Annotated in this window: 23 protein-coding genes; 6 read left to right on the forward strand and 17 right to left on the reverse strand. The window is 62.0% G+C overall.

Going from position 1 to position 23,116, the window contains the following annotated elements:
• Genes CAF79_RS26005 through cpaB form a run of 5 tightly spaced genes read right to left on the reverse strand, consistent with a single transcriptional unit; the run spans position 1 to position 5,541 of the window.
• Positions 1–885 (reverse strand): type II secretion system F family protein, encoded by an 885-nt coding sequence (locus tag CAF79_RS26005; protein WP_085700961.1) that lies wholly within the window; start codon positions 883–885, stop codon positions 1–3.
• A gap of 18 nt (positions 886–903) precedes the next feature.
• Complete coding sequence (locus tag CAF79_RS26010; protein ID WP_085700962.1) at positions 904–2,172, reverse strand: CpaF family protein; 1,269 nt, start codon at positions 2,170–2,172, stop codon at positions 904–906.
• Positions 2,169–3,359 (reverse strand): pilus assembly protein, encoded by a 1,191-nt coding sequence (locus tag CAF79_RS26015; RefSeq protein WP_085700963.1) that lies wholly within the window; start codon positions 3,357–3,359, stop codon positions 2,169–2,171. The genes CAF79_RS26010 and CAF79_RS26015 overlap by 4 nt, the downstream gene beginning before the upstream one ends.
• Positions 3,356–4,579 carry a type II and III secretion system protein family protein gene (locus CAF79_RS26020; protein WP_085700964.1) on the reverse strand — a complete coding sequence of 408 codons (1,224 nt, stop codon included), beginning with the start codon at positions 4,577–4,579 and terminating at the stop codon, positions 3,356–3,358. The genes CAF79_RS26015 and CAF79_RS26020 overlap by 4 nt, the downstream gene beginning before the upstream one ends.
• Before the next feature lie 20 nt (positions 4,580–4,599).
• Positions 4,600–5,541, reverse strand: coding sequence for a Flp pilus assembly protein CpaB (cpaB, locus tag CAF79_RS26025; protein ID WP_085700965.1), 942 nt, complete (start codon positions 5,539–5,541; stop codon positions 4,600–4,602).
• Between the two features lie 329 nt (positions 5,542–5,870).
• On the opposite strand from cpaB, the gene CAF79_RS26030 reads away from it, so the two are divergent.
• Entirely contained in the window at positions 5,871–6,089 is a 219-nt protein-coding gene (locus CAF79_RS26030) for a Flp family type IVb pilin (RefSeq protein ID WP_256579500.1), read from the forward strand.
• 77 nt (positions 6,090–6,166) lie between these two features.
• The gene (locus CAF79_RS26035) at positions 6,167–6,574 is read left to right on the forward strand and encodes a response regulator (protein WP_085684903.1); all 408 of its coding nucleotides are present in this window, start codon (positions 6,167–6,169) and stop codon (positions 6,572–6,574) included.
• A gap of 22 nt (positions 6,575–6,596) precedes the next feature.
• Here CAF79_RS26035 and CAF79_RS26040 read toward each other — a convergent pair whose 3' ends face one another.
• Together CAF79_RS26040 and CAF79_RS26045 are read right to left on the reverse strand one after the other, a co-directional pair.
• On the reverse strand, positions 6,597–7,373 hold the full coding sequence (locus tag CAF79_RS26040) for a response regulator transcription factor (RefSeq protein ID WP_085701022.1): 777 nt from the start codon (positions 7,371–7,373) through the stop codon (positions 6,597–6,599).
• Positions 7,374–7,498: 125 nt separating this feature from the next.
• A complete protein-coding gene (locus CAF79_RS26045; RefSeq protein ID WP_085700966.1) occupies positions 7,499–7,969 on the reverse strand; it encodes a prepilin peptidase in 471 nt (156 codons plus the stop codon).
• A gap of 75 nt (positions 7,970–8,044) precedes the next feature.
• Between CAF79_RS26045 and CAF79_RS26050 the strand changes: the two genes are divergently transcribed.
• Both CAF79_RS26050 and CAF79_RS26055 read left to right on the forward strand, forming a co-directional pair.
• The gene (locus CAF79_RS26050; RefSeq protein WP_085684907.1) at positions 8,045–8,491 is read left to right on the forward strand and encodes a TadE/TadG family type IV pilus assembly protein; all 447 of its coding nucleotides are present in this window, start codon (positions 8,045–8,047) and stop codon (positions 8,489–8,491) included.
• Positions 8,488–11,235 carry an ATP-binding protein gene (locus CAF79_RS26055; protein WP_085700967.1) on the forward strand — a complete coding sequence of 916 codons (2,748 nt, stop codon included), beginning with the start codon at positions 8,488–8,490 and terminating at the stop codon, positions 11,233–11,235. The genes CAF79_RS26050 and CAF79_RS26055 overlap by 4 nt, the downstream gene beginning before the upstream one ends.
• On the opposite strand, the gene CAF79_RS26060 is transcribed toward CAF79_RS26055, so the two are convergent.
• From CAF79_RS26060 to CAF79_RS26080, 5 genes are all read right to left on the reverse strand, one after another.
• Positions 11,232–13,229: a pilus assembly protein TadG-related protein gene (locus tag CAF79_RS26060; protein WP_085700968.1), complete on the reverse strand. Its 1,998-nt coding sequence runs from the start codon at positions 13,227–13,229 to the stop codon at positions 11,232–11,234. The two genes, CAF79_RS26055 and CAF79_RS26060, sit on opposite strands and share 4 nt — an antisense overlap.
• Positions 13,230–13,378: 149 nt before the next feature.
• On the reverse strand, positions 13,379–13,936 hold the full coding sequence (locus CAF79_RS26065) for a DUF4136 domain-containing protein (RefSeq protein WP_085700969.1): 558 nt from the start codon (positions 13,934–13,936) through the stop codon (positions 13,379–13,381).
• Positions 13,937–13,986: 50 nt separating this feature from the next.
• Complete coding sequence (locus tag CAF79_RS26070; RefSeq protein WP_085700970.1) at positions 13,987–14,598, reverse strand: DUF4136 domain-containing protein; 612 nt, start codon at positions 14,596–14,598, stop codon at positions 13,987–13,989.
• A gap of 12 nt (positions 14,599–14,610) precedes the next feature.
• A complete protein-coding gene (locus CAF79_RS26075; RefSeq protein WP_085700971.1) occupies positions 14,611–15,360 on the reverse strand; it encodes a methyltransferase in 750 nt (249 codons plus the stop codon).
• Positions 15,360–15,662 carry a MazG-like family protein gene (locus tag CAF79_RS26080; RefSeq protein ID WP_007951009.1) on the reverse strand — a complete coding sequence of 101 codons (303 nt, stop codon included), beginning with the start codon at positions 15,660–15,662 and terminating at the stop codon, positions 15,360–15,362. Before CAF79_RS26080 ends, CAF79_RS26075 begins: the two co-directional genes overlap by 1 nt.
• A 143-nt stretch (positions 15,663–15,805) precedes the next feature.
• On the opposite strand from CAF79_RS26080, the gene CAF79_RS26085 reads away from it, so the two are divergent.
• Together CAF79_RS26085 and CAF79_RS26090 are read left to right on the forward strand one after the other, a co-directional pair.
• Positions 15,806–16,099 carry a hypothetical protein gene (locus tag CAF79_RS26085; RefSeq protein WP_064379237.1) on the forward strand — a complete coding sequence of 98 codons (294 nt, stop codon included), beginning with the start codon at positions 15,806–15,808 and terminating at the stop codon, positions 16,097–16,099.
• A gap of 37 nt (positions 16,100–16,136) precedes the next feature.
• Positions 16,137–17,486 (forward strand): MATE family efflux transporter, encoded by a 1,350-nt coding sequence (locus tag CAF79_RS26090; RefSeq protein WP_085700972.1) that lies wholly within the window; start codon positions 16,137–16,139, stop codon positions 17,484–17,486.
• A 9-nt stretch (positions 17,487–17,495) separates the two neighbouring features.
• Here the strand turns inward: CAF79_RS26090 and CAF79_RS26095 are convergent, their stop codons facing one another.
• The 5 genes from CAF79_RS26095 to CAF79_RS26115 all read right to left on the reverse strand — a co-directional run bounded on the left by CAF79_RS26095 (position 17,496) and on the right by CAF79_RS26115 (position 23,116).
• Positions 17,496–18,290, reverse strand: coding sequence for a DUF4123 domain-containing protein (locus CAF79_RS26095; RefSeq protein ID WP_085700973.1), 795 nt, complete (start codon positions 18,288–18,290; stop codon positions 17,496–17,498).
• Entirely contained in the window at positions 18,287–19,636 is a 1,350-nt protein-coding gene (locus CAF79_RS26100) for a type VI secretion system Vgr family protein (RefSeq protein ID WP_085700974.1), read from the reverse strand. Before CAF79_RS26100 ends, CAF79_RS26095 begins: the two co-directional genes overlap by 4 nt.
• 232 nt (positions 19,637–19,868) lie before the next feature.
• Positions 19,869–21,782 (reverse strand): arginine decarboxylase, encoded by a 1,914-nt coding sequence (speA, locus tag CAF79_RS26105; protein WP_085700975.1) that lies wholly within the window; start codon positions 21,780–21,782, stop codon positions 19,869–19,871.
• Between the two features lie 218 nt (positions 21,783–22,000).
• Entirely contained in the window at positions 22,001–22,372 is a 372-nt protein-coding gene (locus CAF79_RS26110; protein WP_064379228.1) for a translation initiation factor Sui1, read from the reverse strand.
• Positions 22,373–22,558: 186 nt separating this feature from the next.
• Positions 22,559–23,116, reverse strand: a complete 558-nt coding sequence (locus CAF79_RS26115; RefSeq protein ID WP_085700976.1) for an NUDIX hydrolase — start codon at positions 23,114–23,116, stop codon at positions 22,559–22,561.

Here is a 23,116-nt window from a genome sequence, read left to right on the forward strand (position 1 = left end):
TCAGACACTCCTCAACATGCGCCACAGCGCCAGGCAACCGGAAACCTGCAACACCACCGCGACAATCAGCATGGTCCGACCGCCCGGGTCGTTCCACATGCCGAGCATGTAGCCGGGATTGGTCAGCATGAAGTAACTGACCAGGATCACCGGCAGCGATCCGAGTACCCACGCAGTCATCCGGGTTTCGCCAGTCAGCGCACGCAGTTGGCGGGCTCCCTGGTCGCGTTCGCGAATCAGTTTGATCAGGTTCTCCAGCAACTCGCTGGCATTGCCGCCATAGCGATGGTTGACCTTCAGGCCCAGGGCGAACATGCGCAGTTCGTCCTGCTCGTAGAGCTCGGCGAAATCGCTGACCGCGTCCGGCAGGTTCACCCCCAGCTGCACGTTGCGCTGTACCCGGCCCATCGCGGTTTTCAACGGATCCTCACTGGTTTCGATGCCGCCCATCACCGCATCGCTCAGGGTCCGGCCGGACTTGAGACTGCGCACGGTGTGATCGAGCAACTGCGGCAACTGTTCGATCATCCGGTTGAGCCTGCGCCGATACAGCCACGCGATATACAGCCGCAGGATCAGCGGCGGCGCCAATATCAGCACCAACAGACCGACCCATTCCGCCAGCAGATAACCGAGCATCATGGCCACGACCCACAACGACAGCCAAAGCCCGAAACGTTCGCTCGGCCGGCCGAGGCCCGCCCGCAGAAACATCCGTTCAAGCCCGGTCCACGAGGTTTTTTCGGCAACTCCCTGGGGTTGCCCGGCGGCGAGGCGAGAGAGCACCCGTTCGTTGGCAGTCTTGCGCACGCCCTGCAGGAACAGGCGAATCGACAGCCCCAGCAACAACAGGCAGAGGACGATCAGGATCACCGGTCCGATCATGACGAAGGCTCCATGCGTTCAGCCCAGACTCGATTCGTGCCGCAACTTGTCCCCGGCCGGGTTGACCGCTTCGCGCAGAAAGCCGAAACCGGTGCGTCGATCCAGACGGAACAGGGTATTGGTGACATAAACGTCTTCGCGCACACCGACCACCTCCACCACTTCACTGACGCAGCGACGGCCGTCGGGCATGCGAGTCAGCTGAATGATCACGTCGAGCGCCGCGCAGATCATCTGCCGCAGGGTTCGTTCGGCGACCGTGCGACCGGTCAGGCCGACCAGGGTTTCCAGACGCAGCAACGCATCCTGGGCGTTGTTGGCGTGCACTGTGCTCATCGAGCCGTCGTGACCGGTGTTCATCGCCGTCAGCACGTCGAGCACTTCGACGCCCCGGATCTCGCCGAGAATGATCCGGTCCGGGCGCATCCGCAGGGCGTTGCGGATCAGGTCGCTGGCCTTGACCTCGCCATGGCCTTCGGCATTCGGCGGGCGGGTTTCCAGACGCACAACATGAGGGTGGCCGAGCTGCAGTTCGGCGACGTCTTCGATGGTCACCAGTCGCTCATGAGGGTTGATCAATTGGCTGAGAATGTTCAGCAGCGTGGTCTTGCCGGTACCCGTGCCGCCGCTGATCAGGATGTTGCAGCGCTTGCCCACGGCCTCCTGGAAGCACTCGAAAATCGGCAGGTCGATGGTTTGCATCGCAATCAGGTCGCTGCTCTTGAGCATGTCCTTGCGGAATTTCCGAATCGATAGACAGGGGCCGTCGAGGGCGATCGGCGGGATGATCGCGTTGACCCGGCTGCCGTCCGGCAGGCGCGCATCGACCATCGGCGAAGACTCGTCCAGCCGCCGACCGAGGGGCGCGAGAATGCGCTGCATGACCCGCTCGACGTGGTGTGCATCGATGAAGCGCAGGTCACTCAGATGCAGTACACCGTCGCGCTCGACGAACACCCGGTGCGGGCCGTTGACCAGAATCTCGGTCACGGCGGTGTCGCGCAGCAACACTTCCAGCGGGCCGAATCCGGTCAGTTCATCGACGATTTCTTCCGCCAGCCGCTCCATCTCGTAACGCGAAATCGCCAGGTGCAAACGGGCGATGTATTCGGCGACCTTGTCGGTGACGAATTGCGCCAGCAACTGCCGCGAACCTTCCAGCAGGTTTTTCCCGGACTCCTCGATGGCATCGATGATGTAGCGATGCAGGACCAGTTTCAGGCCTTCGTGGTCGGTGTTGTCCGACTGGCTCCGCGCCGGCGCACCGAAGAGTTTTTCCGGGCTCATGAGGTGCCTCGCAACCGGTCGAACCAGGTGACCTTGGGTTTGGCCAGGCCTTCGGAGCGCTTGGCCAGCCGCTCGCCGAGCATTCGCAAACTCTGAGTGAGTTTTTCCCGAGGGGCCAGTTCAAACAGACTGACGCCCTGGTTCTTGGCGTTCAGGCGCAGCTCCGGACTGAAGGCCAGCACCGCGATCACTTCCAGGTTGAAGGTCTTGCCGAGGGTGTCCGCATCCGGCGCGACGTTGCTCAGATAGCGGTCGACCAGCAGCCGTCCGTGATCAAGCTTCATGCCTTTTTCGCGCCACAGATTGAATACCGCCAGGTTGCGTCGGCAATCGAGCACATTCTGGTCGGTGTACCAGATCAGCTTGTCGCAATGGCTGACAAAGGTGCGCAGCGCTTCGCTGTCAGGCTGACCGGTGAGGTTCACGACAATGTGCTGGAAGTGTTGGCGCAAGGCGCTGAGCAGCATGTACAGCTCAGCGGCGCTGGTGCTTTCCAGCGGCTCGTCGTTGTCGGCGTACGCCAGAATCCGCAGTCCCGCTTCAGCGCTGGTGAACGCACTGTCGATCAATGTTGCGTCGAGCCTGCGCAGGTGGCGCAAGGCGTCGCCAAAGTGGAACGAACTCTCCAGCCCGAGCAGCGCCAGGCTGTCGCCACGGGGCAACCCGAGGTCCAGCAACAGCGTCTGCTGTCCACTTTTTTGCACCACCAGCGCCATATGGTTGGCCAGTAGCGCGCCGTCCGAACTGCTCTGTACGCCGTACAACACCGTCAGCCCGCCCAGTTGCGCGTTGTGGGTCACCGGCGGCAGACGTTTGCTCAAGCGGCGAACGAGTCCGGCCACTTCGCTGGAGCGCGAACCATAGGCGACGAAATCCCGCGCGCCGGCGCGCATCGCATTGAGCACCAACTGGTTGTCCATGCCATCGCCCAGGGCAACGATCGCCAGCATTGGCTTGGCCTCCAGCGCACCTTCGATGAGCGCGCTCTGGGCCACCACGTGCTCACGGTCGAGGCCGACGAACACCAGACTGGCGAAGGTAACGTCCACCAGCGCGAGCAACTCGTCGAGGCTGCCCGGACCGGCACTGACCACTTGGCCCAGGGGCGCGAGGGCGCTTTGCAGCCACTCCAGATCGGTGTTGTTGCGAGTGATGGCGAGAAAGGTCTGACTCAGGCTCTGGCTCATTGGGACAACCCGCTGCGCTTGTCGAAGTTACCGTTTTCCAGGAAGAACATGCGATAGAAATTGGGGTCGTAGTTGCGCAGTTTTTCACCCGGCAACGACGGCAGTTGTGCTTCCGCCGAGAGCGGGCGCACCAGATGCGGGGTGACGATCATCAGCAGCTCACGCTCTTCGCGTTTGATCTGCGAGCTTTTGAAAAAAGCCCCGAGCACCGGGATGTCGCCCAGCCCCGGAAATTTGTCGACCTGGGAACTGTTGGTGGTGCTGATCAAACCGCTGATGACGAAACTTTCGCCATCGGCCAGGGAAATACTGGTGTCGGTGCGGCGGATGGTCAGGGCCGGCACCGTGGTGCCGGCGATGTTCACCGCGTTGCTGAAATCCAGTTCGCTGACTTCCGGTGCCACCTTCAGGGCGATGCGATCGTGGCTGATGATGGTGGGCGTCAGGGTCAGGCGGATGCCGAATTCCTTGTACTCGATCGACACGTTGTCGCTGCCGGAACTGGGCACCGGGATCGGAATCTGCCCGCCCGCGAGGAAGCTTGCGCTCTGCCCGTTGAGCGCCACCAGGCTGGGCCGCGCCAGGGTATAGGCGAAGCCGCTGCCTTCGAGGGCATTGATGATTGCCATGGTCTTGCCGCCGATCCATGAGAAGTTGAACAGCGAGTTGTCCACCGGCAGTCGCGGTTGCGGGACGCCGTCGATGGTCGGCAGGGTTCCGGGTGAACCGAACAGGAAATTGCCACGGGTGCCGATCAGCGAAGCCGAGGCCTGTTTGAGCTTGGTGCGGCTGACTTCAACGAAGCGAATGTCGGTCTGCACCTGCGAGGGCAACAGCGCATCATCCGACGGCAGTGCACCGGTACTGGTCAGGGCCGAGGTGGCGGCGCCCTTGACGAACACCATGCTCTGGCGCGGCTCGCTGGAGCAGCCGGTCCAGACCATGAGACTGGTAGCGCCCGGCGCCACGGCGGTGAGCAGGAACGAGGAATTGCCATTGGCATGCACGTCGGCGATTTTCGGATCGCCGATGGCCAGGCGTGTAATCGCCACCGGGGATTGCATGTCCTGCTGCCAGCCTTCGTTGATTTCGATTACCGGCGGCAAGCGCCCGAGGGCCGCGCAGTTGCCGGTGGCCGCGTGCGCAGCATTGATTGACAGTCCCATCAGCAGCAAGGCCCGGAGCGCGGGATTGAAGGTCGGCCAGGAACGACTTTGCATGCACTTGGATCCTTGCTCAGTCATGGGTTTTGTTGAGAGGTCTGATTGCCGCGAATCACTTCCACTGCGGGCCTTACCGCACCGCCGTGGTTGCCACCGGTAGCAGCCTTCGGCGCCGTCCCCAGCGCCAGCTGAGTGAACTGGAAAAGCTGGCTGTTGGCGGCGACCAGTTTCTCCGGTGCCTGACTTTCGCCGGCCCAATACTTGGCCAGGCGCTGTTCTTCACTGCTGCGCACGGCCAGGCGCAACGTTCCGACCTGAGTGGCGAGCATCATTCGACTCAACAATTGTTCAGGCACCGCCAGCACCACGGTGCGCGCGGTGAGTCGGCGCTGGTCCTGCTTGATTTTGTCGTCGGCACTCATGGCGGGAGCGGAAGGCTGGCCATCGTTGGTCAGGCCGTACTGTTCGCCGACACCCAGCACGCGCATGGCCGGCACCACAATCTGTGCCGACTGCTGCGGGTTGCTGGCGTCCTGGCGCAGGAACAACAGCACATCGACGTAATCCCCGGGGATCAACTGCCCGGCCGCACCGATCACTTCATCGACCGACACCGCCAGCGCGCGCTCATCGCGGCGGATCATGCGCGCCAGTGTGCCGCCGGCCTGAAAGCTCTCTTCGTTGAGCCAGGTGCCGGCGCTCAGCTGGCGCCACGGTGTACGGCCCACGGCCTGTTCGAGGGTGCCGAGGCTGCCGGCGGGGGCGCTGCGCAGTTTTTCAACAGCCAGATCCGCGGCGGTGAGTGGGGTAAATGGCGGGACATCACGTACCAGCACCACGACAGGCTGGCGGGTCTGGTCTTCGACGGCAGCGACGGTGTTTTCGACGGCGACCACTGCCGGCGTGGGAGCCTGCGCAACCGGAGCGGGCTGCCGGCTGAGCACCAGGCCCCAATATCCGACAATGATGGCACCCAGTAAAAGCACCGCTGCAAGGCCTATGGTCACACGACTGTTCACGACGGCTCTCCCTTTCCTGCACTACCAGCCGCACTTCCTGTCAAGGGAATATCGCAATCAGGCAGCGATGAACAACCAACGATTTCGCTATTTCCAAGCTAGCTGAAACAAGCCAAAACGCCATTACTGACAGGCAAATTACCCACGAAAGTATGGGTGCTGGCCAATTAACAGTCGAAATACAGGGAAAGGCGGAGCGACTAATCCTTTATGACTAATCCGTTCTTACAGTTGTTGGGCAGGGGTTTGTTGACAATGCTCAAATGGCACGGCGAACGCTTTGCCGCCGCTGTTACATCGGCACCATGAGCGCAAAAAGGAGTGGGCACATGTTTCGAATGATCGTTGATTATTTAATGGCCAGAGCCCTGCTGTTTTACAAACATGAAGACGGCGCTTCGGCAATCGAATACGCCATTGTCGTGGCCATGGTCGCCGTGGTGGTCGTGACTTTTGTCACTCCATTGGGTGATCGGATGCTGGCCACCTTCAACAACATTCTGGTGTCGCTGGGCGGCACTGCGCAAACCCGGCCAACCGTTCCTTGATCGACAGCACGGTTCCGCCAGCACCTTGCTGATGTCGCGCTACACTCGTTCTTCCATTCAGCTTTCAGGTACTGCCCATGAACGTGTCTTCTTCCCCACGCCAACAGTTGCTTCTGGTTGACGACGAAGAGGACGCGTTGCTGGAGCTGGCGGAGTTGCTGGAGGGCGAAGGCTTCGTCTGCCATACCGCCACATCGGTCAAACTCGCCCTGCATCACCTGACCCGCCATCCCGATATCGCCCTGGTGATCACCGATCTGCGCATGCCGGAAGAAAGTGGCATGTCGCTGATCAAGCGCCTGCGCGAACACACCTCGCGCCAGCATCTGCCGGTGATCGTGACGTCGGGGCATGCGGACATGGAAGACGTGAGCGACATGCTGCGGTTGCAGGTGCTGGACCTGTTCCGCAAGCCGATCTATCACGTGCGGCTGCTGGAAACACTCGAAAACCTGTTTCCCAAGCCGAAGATGAATGCCGGCTGAAACGAGCGCCCGGCAGTTCGTTTCAGTGGGCAGTCACCCGGTGACGCAAACCGGGATTGCCCGGCGACAACGCCAACGCCAACTGCGTGCGGTTGTGCATGTGAGTCAGGCGCAACACTTGCGAAACGTAGAGCTTCACGGTGTTTTCGGTAATGCCCAGCTCACAGGCAATCTGATAATTGGTCTGCCCCTTGCCCACCAGGCGCGCCACGTCCAGTTGCCGTGGCGAGAGCTGATTGAAGATCGCCGGGATTTCCAGCTCACCGGCTTCGTGGGCGGTTTCGTCGCTGACCGGCGCCGGCCCGCGCCGCACTTTGTCCAGATCCTGGTAAAGATCATCGATGGACGACGACAGGTCCTGCAGCTTCTGATTCAGATGGCCCAGTTGCAGGGTTTTCTGCCGTTCCTGCAGCATCGCTTCCTGGCGTTGCAGGCCTTCGAGCAATTCATCCAGATTGACCGGTTTCTGGTAGTAGTCGGCGATCCCGGCGCGCAAGGCCTTGATCACGTCCTGCTTGTCGGCGCGACCAGTGAGCATGATGGCTTCGAACGCCCGGTGTTTGCCGGCCAGCCGTTGCAGCTCCTGCACCAGTTGAATGCCGTCCATGTCAGGCATGTGCAAATCGCAAAGCACCAGCCCGATCGCGATGTCGTCCGAAAAACGCTCGATCGCCTCTTTGCTGGACTTGCACGGCACGCAACGGTAGCCGCTGCTCTCGAGAAATTCACAGAGCTCTTCGACGATCAAAGGCTGATCATCGACAACGAGGACTTTTACCACAGATGTAAGCTTGTTCACGTGCCACTCCATGCCCAGGCCAAAACTGACCATTCCTGTACTGTCAGCCACTGGCTGTATAACTCGCTCCTTTGAAAGTAGACCCACTTTCCGACTATGTACATAAGACTAGTGGCATCTGGCGACTAATGGATCCAGGGCAGCGCAAGCACAAAGCCGACCAGCACGAACGGCGCAAATGGCAGCTTTTTTGACATGGATGGCGCCATATATCGAAGACGATCTCTAAGTCGTTGACTCATATGAAGCCAGAGTCTTGGCGCCACCAACATCCAGACCACGCTCGCCGCACCGGCGCCGATGAAGATCCCGAGCAGCGACAAGCCGTCCGTCGAAAGGCCAAGAGCTGTCATTAATTTCACATCGCCTGCGCCCATTCGTCCCATGAAATACCCCGGCAGCGTGAACGCCAGCGCCACGACACAGGCCCAGCCGCCCTGCACGGCTTCGGCGCCCATCCAGGTCGTACCGAAAGACAACAGATAGATCAGCGCGAAAGCGGCGGCGCCCAGCGTCAGCGGGTTGGCAATCCTTCGTTGCCGGGCATCCTGGGCCGCGCAGGCCGTCAACCAGATCAGAAGGACAAAGCTTTGCATGCGGTAAAAACCGTCCGTTTTTGCTGAATGATTCTATGCTGATACTACGCAGTGACTGTCAGGGTAGACGCACGGATGAAAACCGGCTCTCGGAAGGCGCAAAAAGGTGCGGTGGCGATCGAATTCGCCTTGGTGTTCGTGATCTTTTTCGCGGTGTTTTATGGCCTCGTCAGCTATAGCCTGCCGTTCGTGCTGATGCAGACGTTCAACCAGGTCACTGCCGAGGCCATCCGCCGCGCGGTGGCGGTCGACCCCACGATTCCCAACTATTCCAGCGTACTGGTCACCACCGCCAATGCCGCGTTGACTCAGCAATTGTCGGCGCTGCCGTCGTCGTTGAACGTGGTGGTCGGCACGGATACATCTACGATCTATGACCCGACTCAAGGCACGCTCACCGTCAGCGTCAATTACCCGGTGAGCAAGCTCAATAGAGTCATCCCGTTTCTGGTATTGCCGGGCGTCGGCGCGGTCCCCAGCCTGCCCACCAACCTGACCGCCATTTCGAGCCTGAAATTTTGACTCCGGGTGACAACCTGCTCGGCCGCCTGCTCAAACGGAGCATGGTCGCTAGCGACTTGCCGGACGTGCTCGGCACACCGCTGACGGGCCTGCACATCCACCTCGACAGCGACGGCGGCGTATTGCAAGTGGCCGGCCCGCTACGCCTGCTGCTGACGCAACAGTCGCCCCGTGACAAACCGTTGCCGTTGCGCGACTACCTGCTGGCGCACAGCACGCTGGCCATCGAGGGCCGCCCACAGGACTGGCAAGGTCAGTTGCTGGATCTGGACTTCCCTGGCCTGGGCGACCAGACCTTGCACCTGCGCGGCTGGGTCCAGCCACTGGGCAATGGCTGGCTGCTGCAACTGCTCGACATTGGCGACCTGTTGTCCGAACGCCAGCAAGCGCATCAGCGCGAGGCGTGCCACATGATCGCCGAGCAGATCAGCAAGCAGCTGCGCAGCTGTAGCCTTGGTCGGTTGCCGGTGCTTGTCAGCGAACAATTGCAGGTGATCGCCCAGCGCTGGCAGATCCCGTGCCTGGCGCTCGCCCTGCTCGATGAACAGGAACAAGGCTGGCAGATCCATCAGCAATTTCACGCCCATGACGCACCGGCGCTGTGGCACGACGGCCAACGTCTGGGCACGCCGCTCGATAGCCTCAATGGCACCGGCCCGCAGCGTCTGGGTGAGCATTACGGCCAGTACGAACACTCGCGGGTCCAGGGCCTGTTCGGCAATGCCGAAGGCTTCGCCGTGCCTTACAGCGATGATCGAGGCGTGATGGCGTGGCTGCTCTGTGGTTTTTACGCGGTGGACAAGACCGCGCCGTATCTGACCGACCGTGACTGGCTGATGCTGGCGGGCGCACTGGCCGGCCCTTTGCTCGGCCGCTTGCGCGAACAACAGCATCAACTGCAATTGGAACGGCTGGAGTCGTTGCAGGCCCTGCTCGGCACAGGCTGGTGGGAAATCAGCACCAGCGAGCAGATTCACCTGTCCCCGTCGCTGACCGCCATCCTGCAACAGGGCCAATCGACGCTGACGCTCGATGCCTGGCTGACGCTGATCCATCCCGCTGACCGTGAAGAAGTCCGCAGCCGCCTGCAAGCTTTGCAAATGCACGGGGAAATCCTTGACCTGTGTGTGCGCCTGCATGCTCGCGATCCCAGCCAGACACCGGCGTGGTATCGCCTTCAGGGACAAGTCACCGGCACCGGCGAGCATCGGCGGCTGGTGGGTTTCATGCTCGACATCAGCGACATCAAGAACCAGCAGCAACTGGCCGCCACCGCCCATGCGCGGCTGGACAACCTGATCGCCAGTTCGCCGGCGGTAATTTACGTCCAGCACTACGTTGAAGGCGCCTTGCTGCCGGCGTTTTTCAGCGCCAGCCTGCAAACGTTGCTGGGCTGGAGCCTGGAGGACTGTGACGCCAGTGCGCTGGCAGAGCGGATTCACCCGGATGACCGGGCCCTGTATTTCGAACGTACCCGGCAACTGCTGCGTGAAGGCTCGGTGCGCGCCCGCTATCGCCTGCGCGACAGTCGCGGCGATTATCACTGGCTGCTCGACGAAGCCCAGCTGTTGCGCAATGACCTCGGCCTGCCAGTAGAGGCCGTCGGATTGTGGCTGGACGTCACCGAAGCGACGCTGGCCGCCGAGCAGGTCAGACAGAGTGAGGAACGCTACCGGATTCTGGTCGAGGACTCGCCGGCGATGATCTGCCGCTATCGTCCGGACCTGATCCTGACGTTCGGCAACCGCCCGCTGGCGACCTATCTGGAATGCGCCCCCGAAGCCCTGGCCGGGGTCGATCTGGGCAGCTGGATGTCCGACGCTCAGCGTGCGGCCTTCGTTGAACGCCTGACGCAGTTGACCCCGCAATCCCCCGTCAGCACCGCCGAAATCAACCTGCAATTGCCGGGGCGTGAACATGCGTGGTGGGTGTGGTCGGATCGCGGGGTGTTCGATGAGCACGGAACGCTGATCGAAGTACAAGCCGTTGGCCGCGACAACACCGAAGTGCGCCGCTCCCAACAGCAACTCACACAAAGCGCAAAAATGGCCACCCTCGGCGAAATGGCCACGGGCCTCGCCCACGAAATCAATCAGCCGCTGAACGTCATGCGCATGGCCATCGTCAACGTGCAGAAGCGCCTGAGCAACGGCGATGTGCAGATTGATTACCTGACCGACAAACTCAATCGCATCGACGCGCAGGTGCAGCGCGCCGCCAAAGTGGTGGATCACATGCGGGTGTTCGGTCGCCGTTCCGAGATCGAGCAGCAACTGTTCAACCCGGCCAGCGCCATCGAAGGCACGCTGTCGTTGCTGGCCGAGGGCATGCGTGGCAAAGGCGTGGATTTGCGCATCAGTGAAACTGCATTCGAGGTTCAGGTGCGCGGGTACGTCGATCAGCTTGAACAGGTGTTGATCAACCTGATGGTCAACGCCCGGGATGCGCTGCTGGGCAAACGCGAGTCCGACTCTGGGTTCAAGCCGTGGATATCGGTCTATGCCGAGCGCGACGAGCAGAAGGTGCGGCTGTGGGTCGAGGACAACGGCGGCGGTATCGACCCGCGCCTGCTGGAGCGGATTTTCGAACCGTTCTTCACCACCAAACCGATTGGCGTCGGCACCGGTCTGGGACTGTCAGTGAGTTACGGGATCATCGAGAACATGGGCGGGCACTTGAGCGTGCGCAATTCCTCGGACGGCGCAAGATTCTGCATCGAACTGCCGATCGCCCCCGACGACTAGATCACCAGATAAGCCTTGCCGGTCTGGCCGCAAGTCATGTTGGCGCCGACGTCGACGTCCATCAGGTTGATCCCCAGCCCCTTGAGCAAATTGTTGAGCAGCGGATCCAGCAGCGGGCTCACCACGCTGGTAATCACCGGTTGCAGGGTCGTCGTGACATCGCTGATCAGGCTGGCGACGCCGGTGACGATCGCCCCCAGCGGATTGCTGCCCAAGGGTTTGTAAACGATCAGATTGATCCCGGCGAGAGTGCTTGCCAGGCTGTTGACGATGTTGTTCGAGGGCACGGCGGCAATCACGCTCGGCGGCAGTTTCAGGTTGGGCGGTGTGGCAAATGGTGTGATGCTGGAAAACACCAGATCCTGGGTGTTCTGCGCCACGCTGGTGTTGACCATGATCGCGATGCCGCCGGCGCCGTATGGCACGTGAGTGCTCGGGTCACAGCTGCCGATCCCCAGAATCTTGTGGCAGGTGACCGTGCCTAGGTCCACCAGCGGCAACGGCGTGACGGTGGGTTGGGCGGCAGATGAAAAGGCGTTGCTCGGGTCGATCTTGCCCAGCTTGAGGTCGGCAACCGAGGTGATGGTGCGGGCCGTCAGGCTTTTGGTGCTGGTGTTGCCGGTCGGGCAACTGTAATCGGTGACATAACTGACGGCACCGCCCGCATCCAGGCTGACGTCGACTTGCGGCGATGGCAACAGCTGCGGGTCCAGTTGCTCACAACCGGCACCAAGCAGGCAACCGACCGAATTCAGTGTGGCGACCAGATTGAGGCCCAACAGCGCATTGAGCGTCGGTGTCAGGGTGCCAACCAGTCCAAGTACCGCATTGGCCAAGCCAGTCACCCCGGACAGCACCGGCAGATTCACAGAAAGCATCGTGCGAATCTGCGCGGTGCGCACATAAATCCGGTTCGGCCCGGTGGGGTTGGCCTTGGCCAGCGCCGGATCACCAATGGCGGAAAACTGCGGCGGCTCGATGACCTTGACCCGCACCGTGACATTCGCCAGCCCCAGCACGCTGATCGGCAGGGTCGCGGCCACCGCACTCTTGCTGTTGGCCAGTTGAATCACGCCCTGGACCAGTTGCAGCAACTGCAGATTGGCATCGAGCCCGGCGGCCGTGGTGCCGGTCTGCAATTGCAAAATGTCGCCGAGCTTGACCGGCGCAGCATTGATCGCCGCCACTTGCAGCTGACCCAGCGCGGTAATCACTTCAGCGGTGGCACCGTTGAGCTGCACCGCCGTAATCGCAGCCTGGATCAGTTGGGTCACCGTGGCCTGGGTATTGAGCAGCTGGGTGTAATTGCCGGCGGCCACGTTGAGATTGATTGCCAGTTGATTCAGGTAACTGAGCAGGTTGATGTCGGTGTTGAGCAAACCATTCCAGCCCACGGCCGTCAGGTTGACGTTGCCGCCGAGCAGCCCGGAAAACAGCGGATTGAGGATGTTCGATTGCGCGGTGTTGATGCTGGCCAGATTGCTGCGGATGTTCAATTGAGCGACGGTCGGCTTGGGTTTGGCCGCTACCGCCGAAGCGTAAAGCACGGTGTTGAGACTGACCGGTGTGCCAGTGAACAACGCCTGCACGCCGCCGGCGAAACTGGTGGTGACGGTGCGGTTGGCCGCGACCTTGACCGCCTCGGATTGCGTCGCGTCCACCGTAAACGTGCGCAGGCCGGTAGCGGCTGTCGCCAACTTTCCACAATCGATCACAAGGACGTTGGTGGCATTGGCGACAAACCCGTTGCGCGTCGCGCTTTGCCCCGCATAGCTGGCGGCGGTGAGGCCGGGCAGGCAATTGCCGCCACGGCTGACGGCTTCGAGGGCGGCGGTGTCCACCAGGCGCTGCAGTTTGCGTTGTTCCATGTACAAGCGGCCGCTGTCCACCACCAGCAGCATCAACACCAGCGCCAGGCTGAGCGTGGCGGCCGCCATCAGGCCTATGGCCCCCCGCTGCCGGGCAGGATCGATGAACGGCGGATGATGCGACATGGCGCACTCCTTTGCCGGCGCACGGCCGGGCGCAACCTCCATTGGTGGGTTTGAGTGTAGACGCGCTGCATCGACACTGCTGGCAACGCGCCAGTTTCACTTGCCCATAAAAAACGGGAGCCATGGGCTCCCGTCGTTTTTCAGCAAATTCAGCGCGGTGGATAGTTGGACAGGATCCGCGTCACGGTTTCGCGGATGGCGTTACTGCGATCTGCCGGGTTCGGCGTGCTGCTGAGCATTTGCTCGTCGCTGCCGCGCCACACCAGTTTGCCGTCCTTCCCGTCGAGCAGATCGATCTGGATGGTCGCCACCTTGTAGGTGATGTTGCGGGTTTCGTTGTACATCGGGGCGCCCCAATACCCGTTCCATGGGCCACCCCAACCGCCACCGTAGTTGGTGGTCACCTGTTGCTGACGGTCCTCGACGATCAGGTAGGTCTGTACATTCAGATCACCTCGGGCGCCCGAAGCGGCAGGGCGAAGGCCACGCTGATCCAGTTGATCGGCGACGGCCTGCCGGATGCGTTGTTCGGTCAGGTCGCTCTTGATCCTTGGATCGTCGGGGCGGTATTGCAGGGCGGGGTCTTTCCAGCTCCAGCTGCGATAAGCGGCAAAGTCGCGGCTGGCGTCGAAGTCATGATTGACCTGGTTGGCGGCACAGGCACTGAGCAGTGCGGCCACGGCCAGTAAAGCGAGACGGCGGAACATGGTTTTTCTCCGGTGGAAGACATGAACCTGAGCTTCTCATTGGCGGGAAGCTAACCGGGAGGATACGCCGACATGGCCTTTTCGACAGCCTCCCGAATCGCGTCGGTGCGATCACCTTGCTTGCCCTGGGTACCGGTTTCGGCGCTGGCGCTCCAGACCGGCTGACCACTGCCGGCGTCGAACAGATCGACTCGCACCACCACGACCTGTTCCTGATAGGTCCGCACGATCGGCACCGTGTTGTACATCCCGTAACCCCGGCCGTAACGGTCATAACCGCCATAGCCGCCGTAGTAACCGTAATCGTCCTGCACCTGACGCAGGCGGGTTTCCAGGCTCAGGCGGGCACTGACCAGCAGGTCGGCCGGGCGATTGTCATGCAGCGGGCGCAAACCACGCTGGTCCAGTGCACTGCTCACGGCTTCGGCCACTTGCGCCGAATCCGCCCAGGCCGTGCCCGGCGGCAGCTGACCGTTGAGCCACGCCCAGCTACGATAGCGCCCGTAATCCCGAGGCGGCGCGGGATAGGCGCTGCGGTCGAAGGTAGTCGCCGCTTGCGGTGGCGCCGGTGGCAACGGCCGCGACTGCGCCACGTAAGGGTTGCTGCCCTGGCAGGCGGCCAGCCCCAGACAGATCAGCAATAACCCTGAATGACCTTTCATATCTCGCTCCGATCAGATCGGCCGGCAGATCCAGTGCAAGTAGCGCCCAAGCCCGGCGAAGCTTGGGTGACGACGGTGGGCGAGCTCCATCTCGAGCAAATCAATCAATTCGGCGCGGGCCTGGAATTCCACCGGCATGTAATCGTGAAAAACCCGCACCCCGCTCTGGGTTTCGACCTGCCACAACCCGGCGAGTTGCGTCGCCAGTTCCCGTGGATCGAGTGGCTGTTGCGGGGTCAGGCTCTGCTTTTCACCGGCCATGTCGTTCTTGCGCATTTTCTTGAAATGGCCTTTGAGCAGGTTCCGGTAAATCAGCGCATCGCGGTTGTAGAACGCCAGCGACAGCCAGCCGCCGGGCTTGGTCAACTGATGCAGCACCGGCAGGATCGCGTGGGGTTCCGCCAGCCATTCCAGCACCGCATGGCACAGCACCAGATCGTAGGGTTCGGTGAGCTGGCCGAGCAGTTCCTGCCAGGGCGCCTGAATGAACGTCGCGGTTTGCCCGGCGTCGGCAAAGCGCTGGCGTGCGCCTTCAAGCATCGGTTCGGCTGGCTCGGTGAAGGTCACCTGGTGCCCGCGCTCGGCCAGCCATAGCGACATGTGGCCCAGGCCGCCGCCAATGTCCAGCACCCGCAACGGACGATCCGGCAGGGCTTCGGCGAGGTCGGCCTGCAGCACCGCGAGGCGGATCGCGCCTTTGGCGCCACCGTAGATTTTTTCGGCGAAGCGGGTCGCCAGCTGATCGAAATGACGGTCGCTCATCAGCTGAACCGCCGTTCGCTGTCGGCGAGTTTGCTGCGCACCACTTCATTCATGTCCAGCCCCAATTCGCTGCACAGCAGCAACAGATACAGAACGATGTCGCCGACTTCCTGCCCGGCGTGGGCGAGTTTGTCCGCCGGCAGTTGGCGGGACTGGTCTTCGGTCAGCCACTGGAAGATTTCCACCAGTTCGGACATTTCCACGCTGGCGGCCATGGCCAGGTTTTTCGGGCTGTGAAATTGCCGCCAGTCATTGCGGTCGCGAATGGCGTGCAGGCGTTCGGTCAGTTCAACAAGGTTCATCGGGCTCTCCTGAAGGCGTATAGCTTCGGGGGGATGCGTATCGAAGGCAAGCGCCAGTCGCCCGTTAAAACCCTCTATGCTTGCAGGGAACTCGACCGCCTCCGCTGCGGCCCAAGGCTCAGCTCTTTCATCAGGAAATAGACATGCAGGTAGAAAGCTTTTTCGAATGGCTGGGCCAGGCGCTCGGCTCGATCATCCGCTTCATCGTCGATGGCCTCAGCGGCCTGTTCAATCTGCTGGGCAACGCCGGCGGCAACTTCGTCGACGGGCTGTCGAGGGCGTTGGGCATGGACACGTCGATCATCAGCATCATCGCGCTGATCGTTGGCCTGATGCTGTTGTGGTCGGCGATTCGCGCGTTCATGAATGCCTCGATCATTGCCGGGATCATCTGGTTGCTGCTGGGATTATGGCTGTTGAGCTGGATCATTCACTGACACCTGCCGCTACAATGCCGCTCCCCAAGGAGCCCGCATGTCCAACCTGATCACCGACTGGCGCGACCGCCCGACCCATCGCCGGGTCTGGGCCCTCGCCGCCCCCATGATCCTCTCCAACATTTCCGTGCCGCTGGTGGCGCTGGTCGACAGCACCGTCATCGGGCATCTGCCTCATGCCCATCAATTGGGCGCAGTGGCCGTCGGCGCCAGCCTGTACACCTTTCTGGCCTGGGCCATGGGTTTTCTGCGCATGGGCACCACCGGTTTCGCCGCGCAGGCCGCCGGGCGCAGCGACGGCGCGGCCTTGCGGCAGATTCTGCTTCAGGGCCTGTTGCTGGCGATGGGGTTGGCGCTGTTGCTCGGAACCCTGGGCGTACCGCTGAGCGGAGTCGCGCTGCACTTCATGCAACCGTCGGCGGAACTGGATCAACTGACCCGCGACTTCTTCCACACCCGGCTGTTCGGGTTGCCGGCGGCGCTGGCCAGTTATGCGCTGGTCGGCTGGTTCCTCGGCACGCAGAACGCCCGGGCACCGCTGGCGATTCTGCTGAGCACCAACCTGATCAACATCGTGCTCAACCTGTGGTTCGTGATGGGTCTGGACTGGGGCGTGGTCGGTTCGGCCCGAGCCTCGGTGATCGCCGAATGGAGCGGCGCCCTGCTCGGCCTGTGGATGACTCGCAAGGCACTGCGCGCCTATCCCGGACACATCGCCTGGGCCGCCCTGAAAATCTGGCAGAGCTGGCGCCCGCTGCTGGCGGTCAACCGCGACATTTTCATCCGCAGCCTGGCGCTGCAATCGGTGTTTTTCCTGATCACCGTACAGGGCGCGCGACTGGGCGATGCCACGGTCGCGGCCAACGCGCTGCTGCTCAACGGCCTGCTGCTGACCGCCCACGCGCTGGACGGTCTGGCTCACGCCGTCGAAGCCCTGTGCGGCCACGCCATCGGCGCCCGCGATCGTCTGGCCCTGCGCCGGTCGCTGGTGGTTGCAGGTGGCTGGTCGTTGCTGGCGAGCCTGGGCTTCGCGGCACTGTTTCTGTTGGCCGGCCACTTGTTCATCGAAATGCAGACCGACATCCAGAGCGTGCGCGAGACCGCGTTCATCTACCTGCCCTACCTCGCCGTCCTGCCGTTGATCGCGGTCTGGAGCTACTTGCTCGACGGCCTGTTCATCGGTGCCACCCGCGCCCGGGAAATGCGCAACGGCATGCTGGCGACCGTGATCCTGTTGCTGCCTGTCGCCTGGGCGCTGCAAGGTCTGGGCAATCACGGCCTGTGGATTTCATTCCTGTTGTTCATGGTGCTGCGCAGCCTGACGCTCGGGGGCCTGGCGTGGTGGCTGCGGCGCACCGATGGCTGGTTCAACGGTGCCGCTCACTGAAGCGGCGCCTCACGACGGGTCGTCGAGCCAGCGCCGACGCAACAGCTCAAGCCGTTCCCGTGGGGTCAATCCATGTGGCAGCGGTGTCAGCTCGGCATGCGGATGCTGCAAACGCAGCCACAACCAGTCGTCCAGCAACGCCTGCTCGCTGAACCCCAGTTCCAGGCCTTGCTCCTGAAAGGATGAGATCAGCCGATAGTCGTTTCCCATCGCCTGACTCCAGCGCCAGACCTGCTGATCCAGCAGACAACGGTGCAGACGTTCGCGCTGTCGGCGGGTCAGGCTTTGTTCGATCCGCAGCGGCTCCACGGCCAGTCCCGGATTGCGCAGTTGCTGCCAGCCCTGGCTGCCGCCGGCCAGATCGGCCCAGGTCCCGCCGAACCAGCGCAGCCATCCGATCGGTCCGAGCCAGCAGCTCAATTGTCGGGCGTCGCAGGCATCGAAAAAGTAGCTGGCGGTCTGCCGATTGTAGAAATTGAGCAGTGCCCGATGGTTCAGGCCGACAGACACGGTCAGCATCCGCTGCAAGTGTTCGCGCAATGACGGCTCCGAGGCCTCGCTGCCCAGCAGCAGACCTTGCCAGGTCAACGGATCGGTGTGGCAGAGCGCCGACAGCGCCGGGCTGTCGCGCAAATCGATCAACCACGGGCCCTGTTCACTGACAGGCTGAAACTCCGTACCGTCAAACAGCTTCAGGCTGTGCACACCGGCAAATCCATGGCGTAACGTCTGCACGGCCTGCGGCGCCTGTGCGATGTCCAGCAATAACCACTGAGCGTGCCGTCCGGGAGTCGCGAGGCTCATCTTCCGTTGCTCGATTTGAGCCCGGCGACCAATCGACAGCTGCACAGTGACGCCGCGCAATGGTGATAACTGCCGCCTCCGGGTATCAGGCACAACAGCAATAATGGCTCGGCCGCTTTCAACCATTGAGGCAGGCCCACGCTCGCCATACGCGAGGGCAGCGGTGACGGTGCATCATCCTCGATGACTTCGGTCAGTGCCGGGACCTGCAGGACGCCGCTGATCACGGGCTGCTCAGGGTCACCTTCCAGAAAACTCACCACCACCTCTACCCCGTCCTTCAATGACGCCATCTGCATTTCGGCCAACGCCGGCGCCACCGGCAGCCAGCAGTGGCTGGGGCGGGCCCCTTCCCCCTGATAGAGCCAGTCGAACTGAACGGCCACCGGCCGCACGGGATCCGGTTGCGCCTCCTCGACCGACACCACCCATGCACGTTGCGGGCTACACATGCGCGCCCCCCGGTCTGCAATAGATGACCGGGGCAGCGATAACTGGTCAGTGGCAAAAATCCGGTTGCTGTAGGGCGGCTCGAGGGACTGATCGGCCCGATGTTCGATTCGGCTCACCAGCCAGTGCGTATTCGAGTCTTCCAGGGGCTGGCCGGAAATCGTCAGCCAGTGCCCACTGCGCAGGGTCGGCGAAGCGGAATGCCCCTGCGCCGAACGCGCCCGCCGCGAGCCTTCTGTGTGCAGGCGCGCGTGCTCGCTCACTTGCCAGCGGCTCAATGTCGGAATCGGCTCCCCTTCCTCGCCCTCGAATTGCAGGCTCCCGGCGCGGGGCAGCCGGGCCGGATCGTCGCCGAACACCAGGCAATGTCCCCGGCTCCCGTGTTCGAAGTGGTAGTGAATGCGTGCCTGGCCGCACAACCGCTGCAACAGTTGCAGATCCGACTCGCCATACTGGGTGCAGAATGTCAGGGGCGGATACGCGCCTTGCAGATCGAATCGGCGTCGGGCGCCACTGATTCCGTGCTCCCTGAGCACCTGATCAAGAATCTGCGGTATCGAGAGATCAGTGAAGATGCGCTGGCTGTTACGCAGGCCCAGGCAGCTAAGCCGCGGCCCGAGCCGCGCCTGAAACAACCGCGCACCGCGCCGCTGTTCATGCTGGACAAGGCTGTGCAACTGGCCGTGAATACCATTGCCGCAAGGCCCGAAGCACAAGCGCGCGGAACGATACATCAGGCCTGCAAGGTCAAGGTGAGGGTCATCGACCAGCACATCGATTTCGAATGAAAAAGGCTCGCTGATGGCTTCGCAACCCGTGAATGCGAGGACTTCGAGTGAGTCGGACAGGCCCGCTACATCGAGACGAAACGACGGCTCGTCGGCTGGATCGAACATGGGGGGATTCTCTACAGGGGGGCGGGCGGGGATTCTCGCCGAGACCCATGGCCGAGTAGAGGGCCGAACTACAAATTCGGAAATGACCTACGCGAAAAGCAGACGACGTCACTTTGCCAGCCTGGAAGCAAGCCGTTTCGCAAAGAGAAAAAGAAGCGTCTCACCCGGTTGTCTGAAACGTCCGCACTGAGCGGAAAAATTTCAGACAACCAGATGAAAGCGGAACCTGACCTCAGGAAGACAGGTAAGAGGAGCGGGTCAGACCCAGGCGCAATGCATCGAGGAACTGAGTGCGCTCGTTGGCGCTGATGCGGGCACTGGCGCACTTGTCGCGGTAGTGGGTCATCAGCTCTTCCGGCGACAGGTGCACGTAGCGCAGCATGTCTTCGATGGTGTCGTGGGTTTCAATGCCGGCGTGGTACACGCTGCCGTCGGCGTTCTGGTAGATGTTCACCGAGTCGGTGTCACCGAACAGGTTGTGCATGTCGCCGAGGATCTCCTGATAGGCGCCGACCAGGAACACGCCCAACAGGTAGTCTTCACCTTCGTTCAGCGCGTGCACCGGCAGGCTGGTCTCGATGCTCTGCTCGTCGACGTACTGGTTGATCTTGCCGTCGGAGTCGCAGGTGAGGTCTTGCAGAACGGCACGACGCAGCGGCTCTTCGTCGAGACGGTGCAGCGGGATGATCGGCAGGACCTGATCGATCGCCCAGGTATCCGGCAGGCTCTGGAACACCGAGAAGTTGCAGATGTACTTGTCGGCCAGCTTGTCGTTGAGTTCGTCCAGCACCTGGCGGTGCGAACGCTGACGCGCCTTCAGCGAGTTGTGCAGACGCCGGCACACGGCGAAGTAGCACTGCTCGGCCAAGGCCTTTTCAGCCAGGGTCAGCTTGCCGTCGGCGTATTGGGCAGCCACGTCGCTCATGTAGTGGGTGGCGCGCCAGTAGGTTTCGGTGACCATTTCGATGTCGGTCGGGCCGAGCAGGTCCACCAGCCACTGCACGGTTTCCGGCAGCGCTTCCTTGTTCTCGATCTGCGGCACGTCGTCGTTGTGTTTCTCGACGTCGGTCACCTGCACCACCAGCATGGCGTGGTGCGCGGTCAGCGAACGACCGCTTTCGGAGAAGATGTGCGGATGCGGCAGGCTCTGCGCATCGCAGAATTCCTTGAGCATGCCGACCACGACACCGGCGTAGTCATCCATGTCGTAGTTGATCGAGCTGGCGTTGCGCGAGTGTGTACCGTCGTAGTCGACACCCAGGCCACCGCCGACATCGATGTGATCGACCGGCAGACCGAGGTTGCGCAGCTCGCCGTAGTAACGGATCGCTTCCTTGAAGCCGTGCTGGTAGTCGGCCAGGTTGGCAATCTGCGAACCCATGTGGAAGTGCAGCAGACGGATGCCCTGATCCAGCCCGGCCGCGCGGAAACGCTCGACCACCGACAGCAGTTGCGCCGCCGACAGGCCGAACTTGGATTTCTCGCCACCGGTGTCCGCCCACTTCGACGACGCCAGCGACGACAGACGCACGCGCAGGCCGACCTGCGGCTTGACCTTGAGCGAGGCGGCTTCTTCGATCACCAGACCGACTTCGGATTCTTTCTCGATCACGATGAACACGTTGTGGCCAAGCTTCTGGCCCATCAGCGCCAGACGGATGAACTCGCGGTCCTTGTAACCGTTGCAGACGATGGTGCCGCCCTTCGGCGCCAGTGCCAGCACCGCCAGCAGCTCGGGCTTGGAACCGGCTTCCAGACCGATGGAGACGTTCTGGGTGGCGATGATGTTTTCGATCACCGCTTCCTGCTGGTTGACCTTGATCGGGTACAGCGCGGTGTATTTGCTCTGGTATTCCAGACGCTCGATGTTCGCATCGAACGCACCGGTCAGCTGACGGACGCGGTCTTGCAGGATGTCGGGGAAACGCACCAGCAGCGGCAGGGACAAGCCACTCTTGCGCAACTGGTCGACTTGTTCGAACAGATCGATAGGCGAGCTGTTCGGGCCGTTCGGACGAACCTCGACGCGACCGGCGTCATTGATCGCGAAATACCCGGCCCCCCAATGGCGAATCCCGTAAACACTGCGGCTGTCCGCAACTGTCCATTGGCTGCCATCGTCTTTGCGTGTGCGTCGTACGGACATCGAAGTCCCCTATAAAGAAGTCATAGTGCGTCGCCTGATCTCAGGCCGGCGCAGTCTAAAGAATGAAAATGACGGTTCGTCAGCGGGGCGGTAGACCGCGCTGACAGCGTTGAGTTTAGAAACCGGTCATGAACAGGCTCTGTGAAAACCATGGAAACGACGTCAGGCCCAGGCGCTCTGGAGCTGAATCAAGCCGCCGGTGGGTTTCACAGAGGCTGCTAGCCGCCGGACTTCTTCGCCTTGAAACCGTGCTTGACCAACTCGGCCAGAAGCAGCTCGACATGGTCGCCCTGAATCTCGATGACCCCGTCTTTCAACGCACCGCCGGTGCCGCAACGTTTCTTCAACGTTGTCGCCAACTCTTTGAGTGCGTCTTCGGCCAGAGGCACGCCGGTGATGGTGGTCACCGTCTTGCCGCCACGGCCCTTGCTCTCGCGGCGCACGCGGGCAATGCCGTCGCCGGCCGGGATCACGGTTTGCTTGCAGATACAGGCGTCCACCGGCTTGCTGCATTCCGGGCAATGACGACCTGCGTCGGTGGAAAATACCAGGCCGCCCAGGGCGGCGAAGGATGCGGCTTTTTTGGCCACCGGCAATCCTCTCGGGAGGACAAAGACTGATCGCAGCCTTGGGCAAGGCTATCGACCGCGAAGCCCCACTCAGGCAGGGGCAGCGCTACTGTGCCATGAGCTCCTGAAAGCGGGTCGGCACAGCTTGAAAAGGTCGCGCAGTGTAACGGCAAAAACGCCGATTGCTAAGTGCCAATCGGCGCCAATTTATGTGTTCTTTGCGACGTCGCTCTGTTGCGCCTTCAGATAGCGTTTCAATGCGGCCAGAGAGTCCGGGCAATAAGGCTTTTGCTGGATTTCCAGCATGACCTGTTCGACCGGAATGAAGCGCGCTTCGAGCACTTCTTCGGGCTGCAGGATCAACGGCCCGTCCCACACCGCCGAAAACGCCGAACACCACAGACGATTACCGGTGTCTTCGAAGTAGAAATGGTCGTGGGCCGTCAGCTCGACGCCACTCACGCCCAATTCTTCTTCCAGCTCACGGGCTGCCGACTCGGCGTAGGTCTCGTCCGCCTGCACCATGCCGCCTGCCGCCACATCCCAGTAACCGGGATAGATGGCTTTGCTCAACGTGCGCCGATGCACGCAGAGTTCACCGGCGGAGTTGAACAACATGATGTAGGTGCCACGACCGATCAGCCCGCGCTCGCGCAGGTCGGAACGCACCAGGGCGCCGAGCAGGTTGTCCTGCTCGTCGACCCAGGCGATCTGTTCGGCATCCGAGGCGGCGCGGTGGGCCGCCTCTCTGGCGTGCTCATCCAT

The organism is Pseudomonas sp. B26(2017) (assembly GCF_002113045.1).
GTDB lineage: Bacteria > Pseudomonadota > Gammaproteobacteria > Pseudomonadales > Pseudomonadaceae > Aquipseudomonas.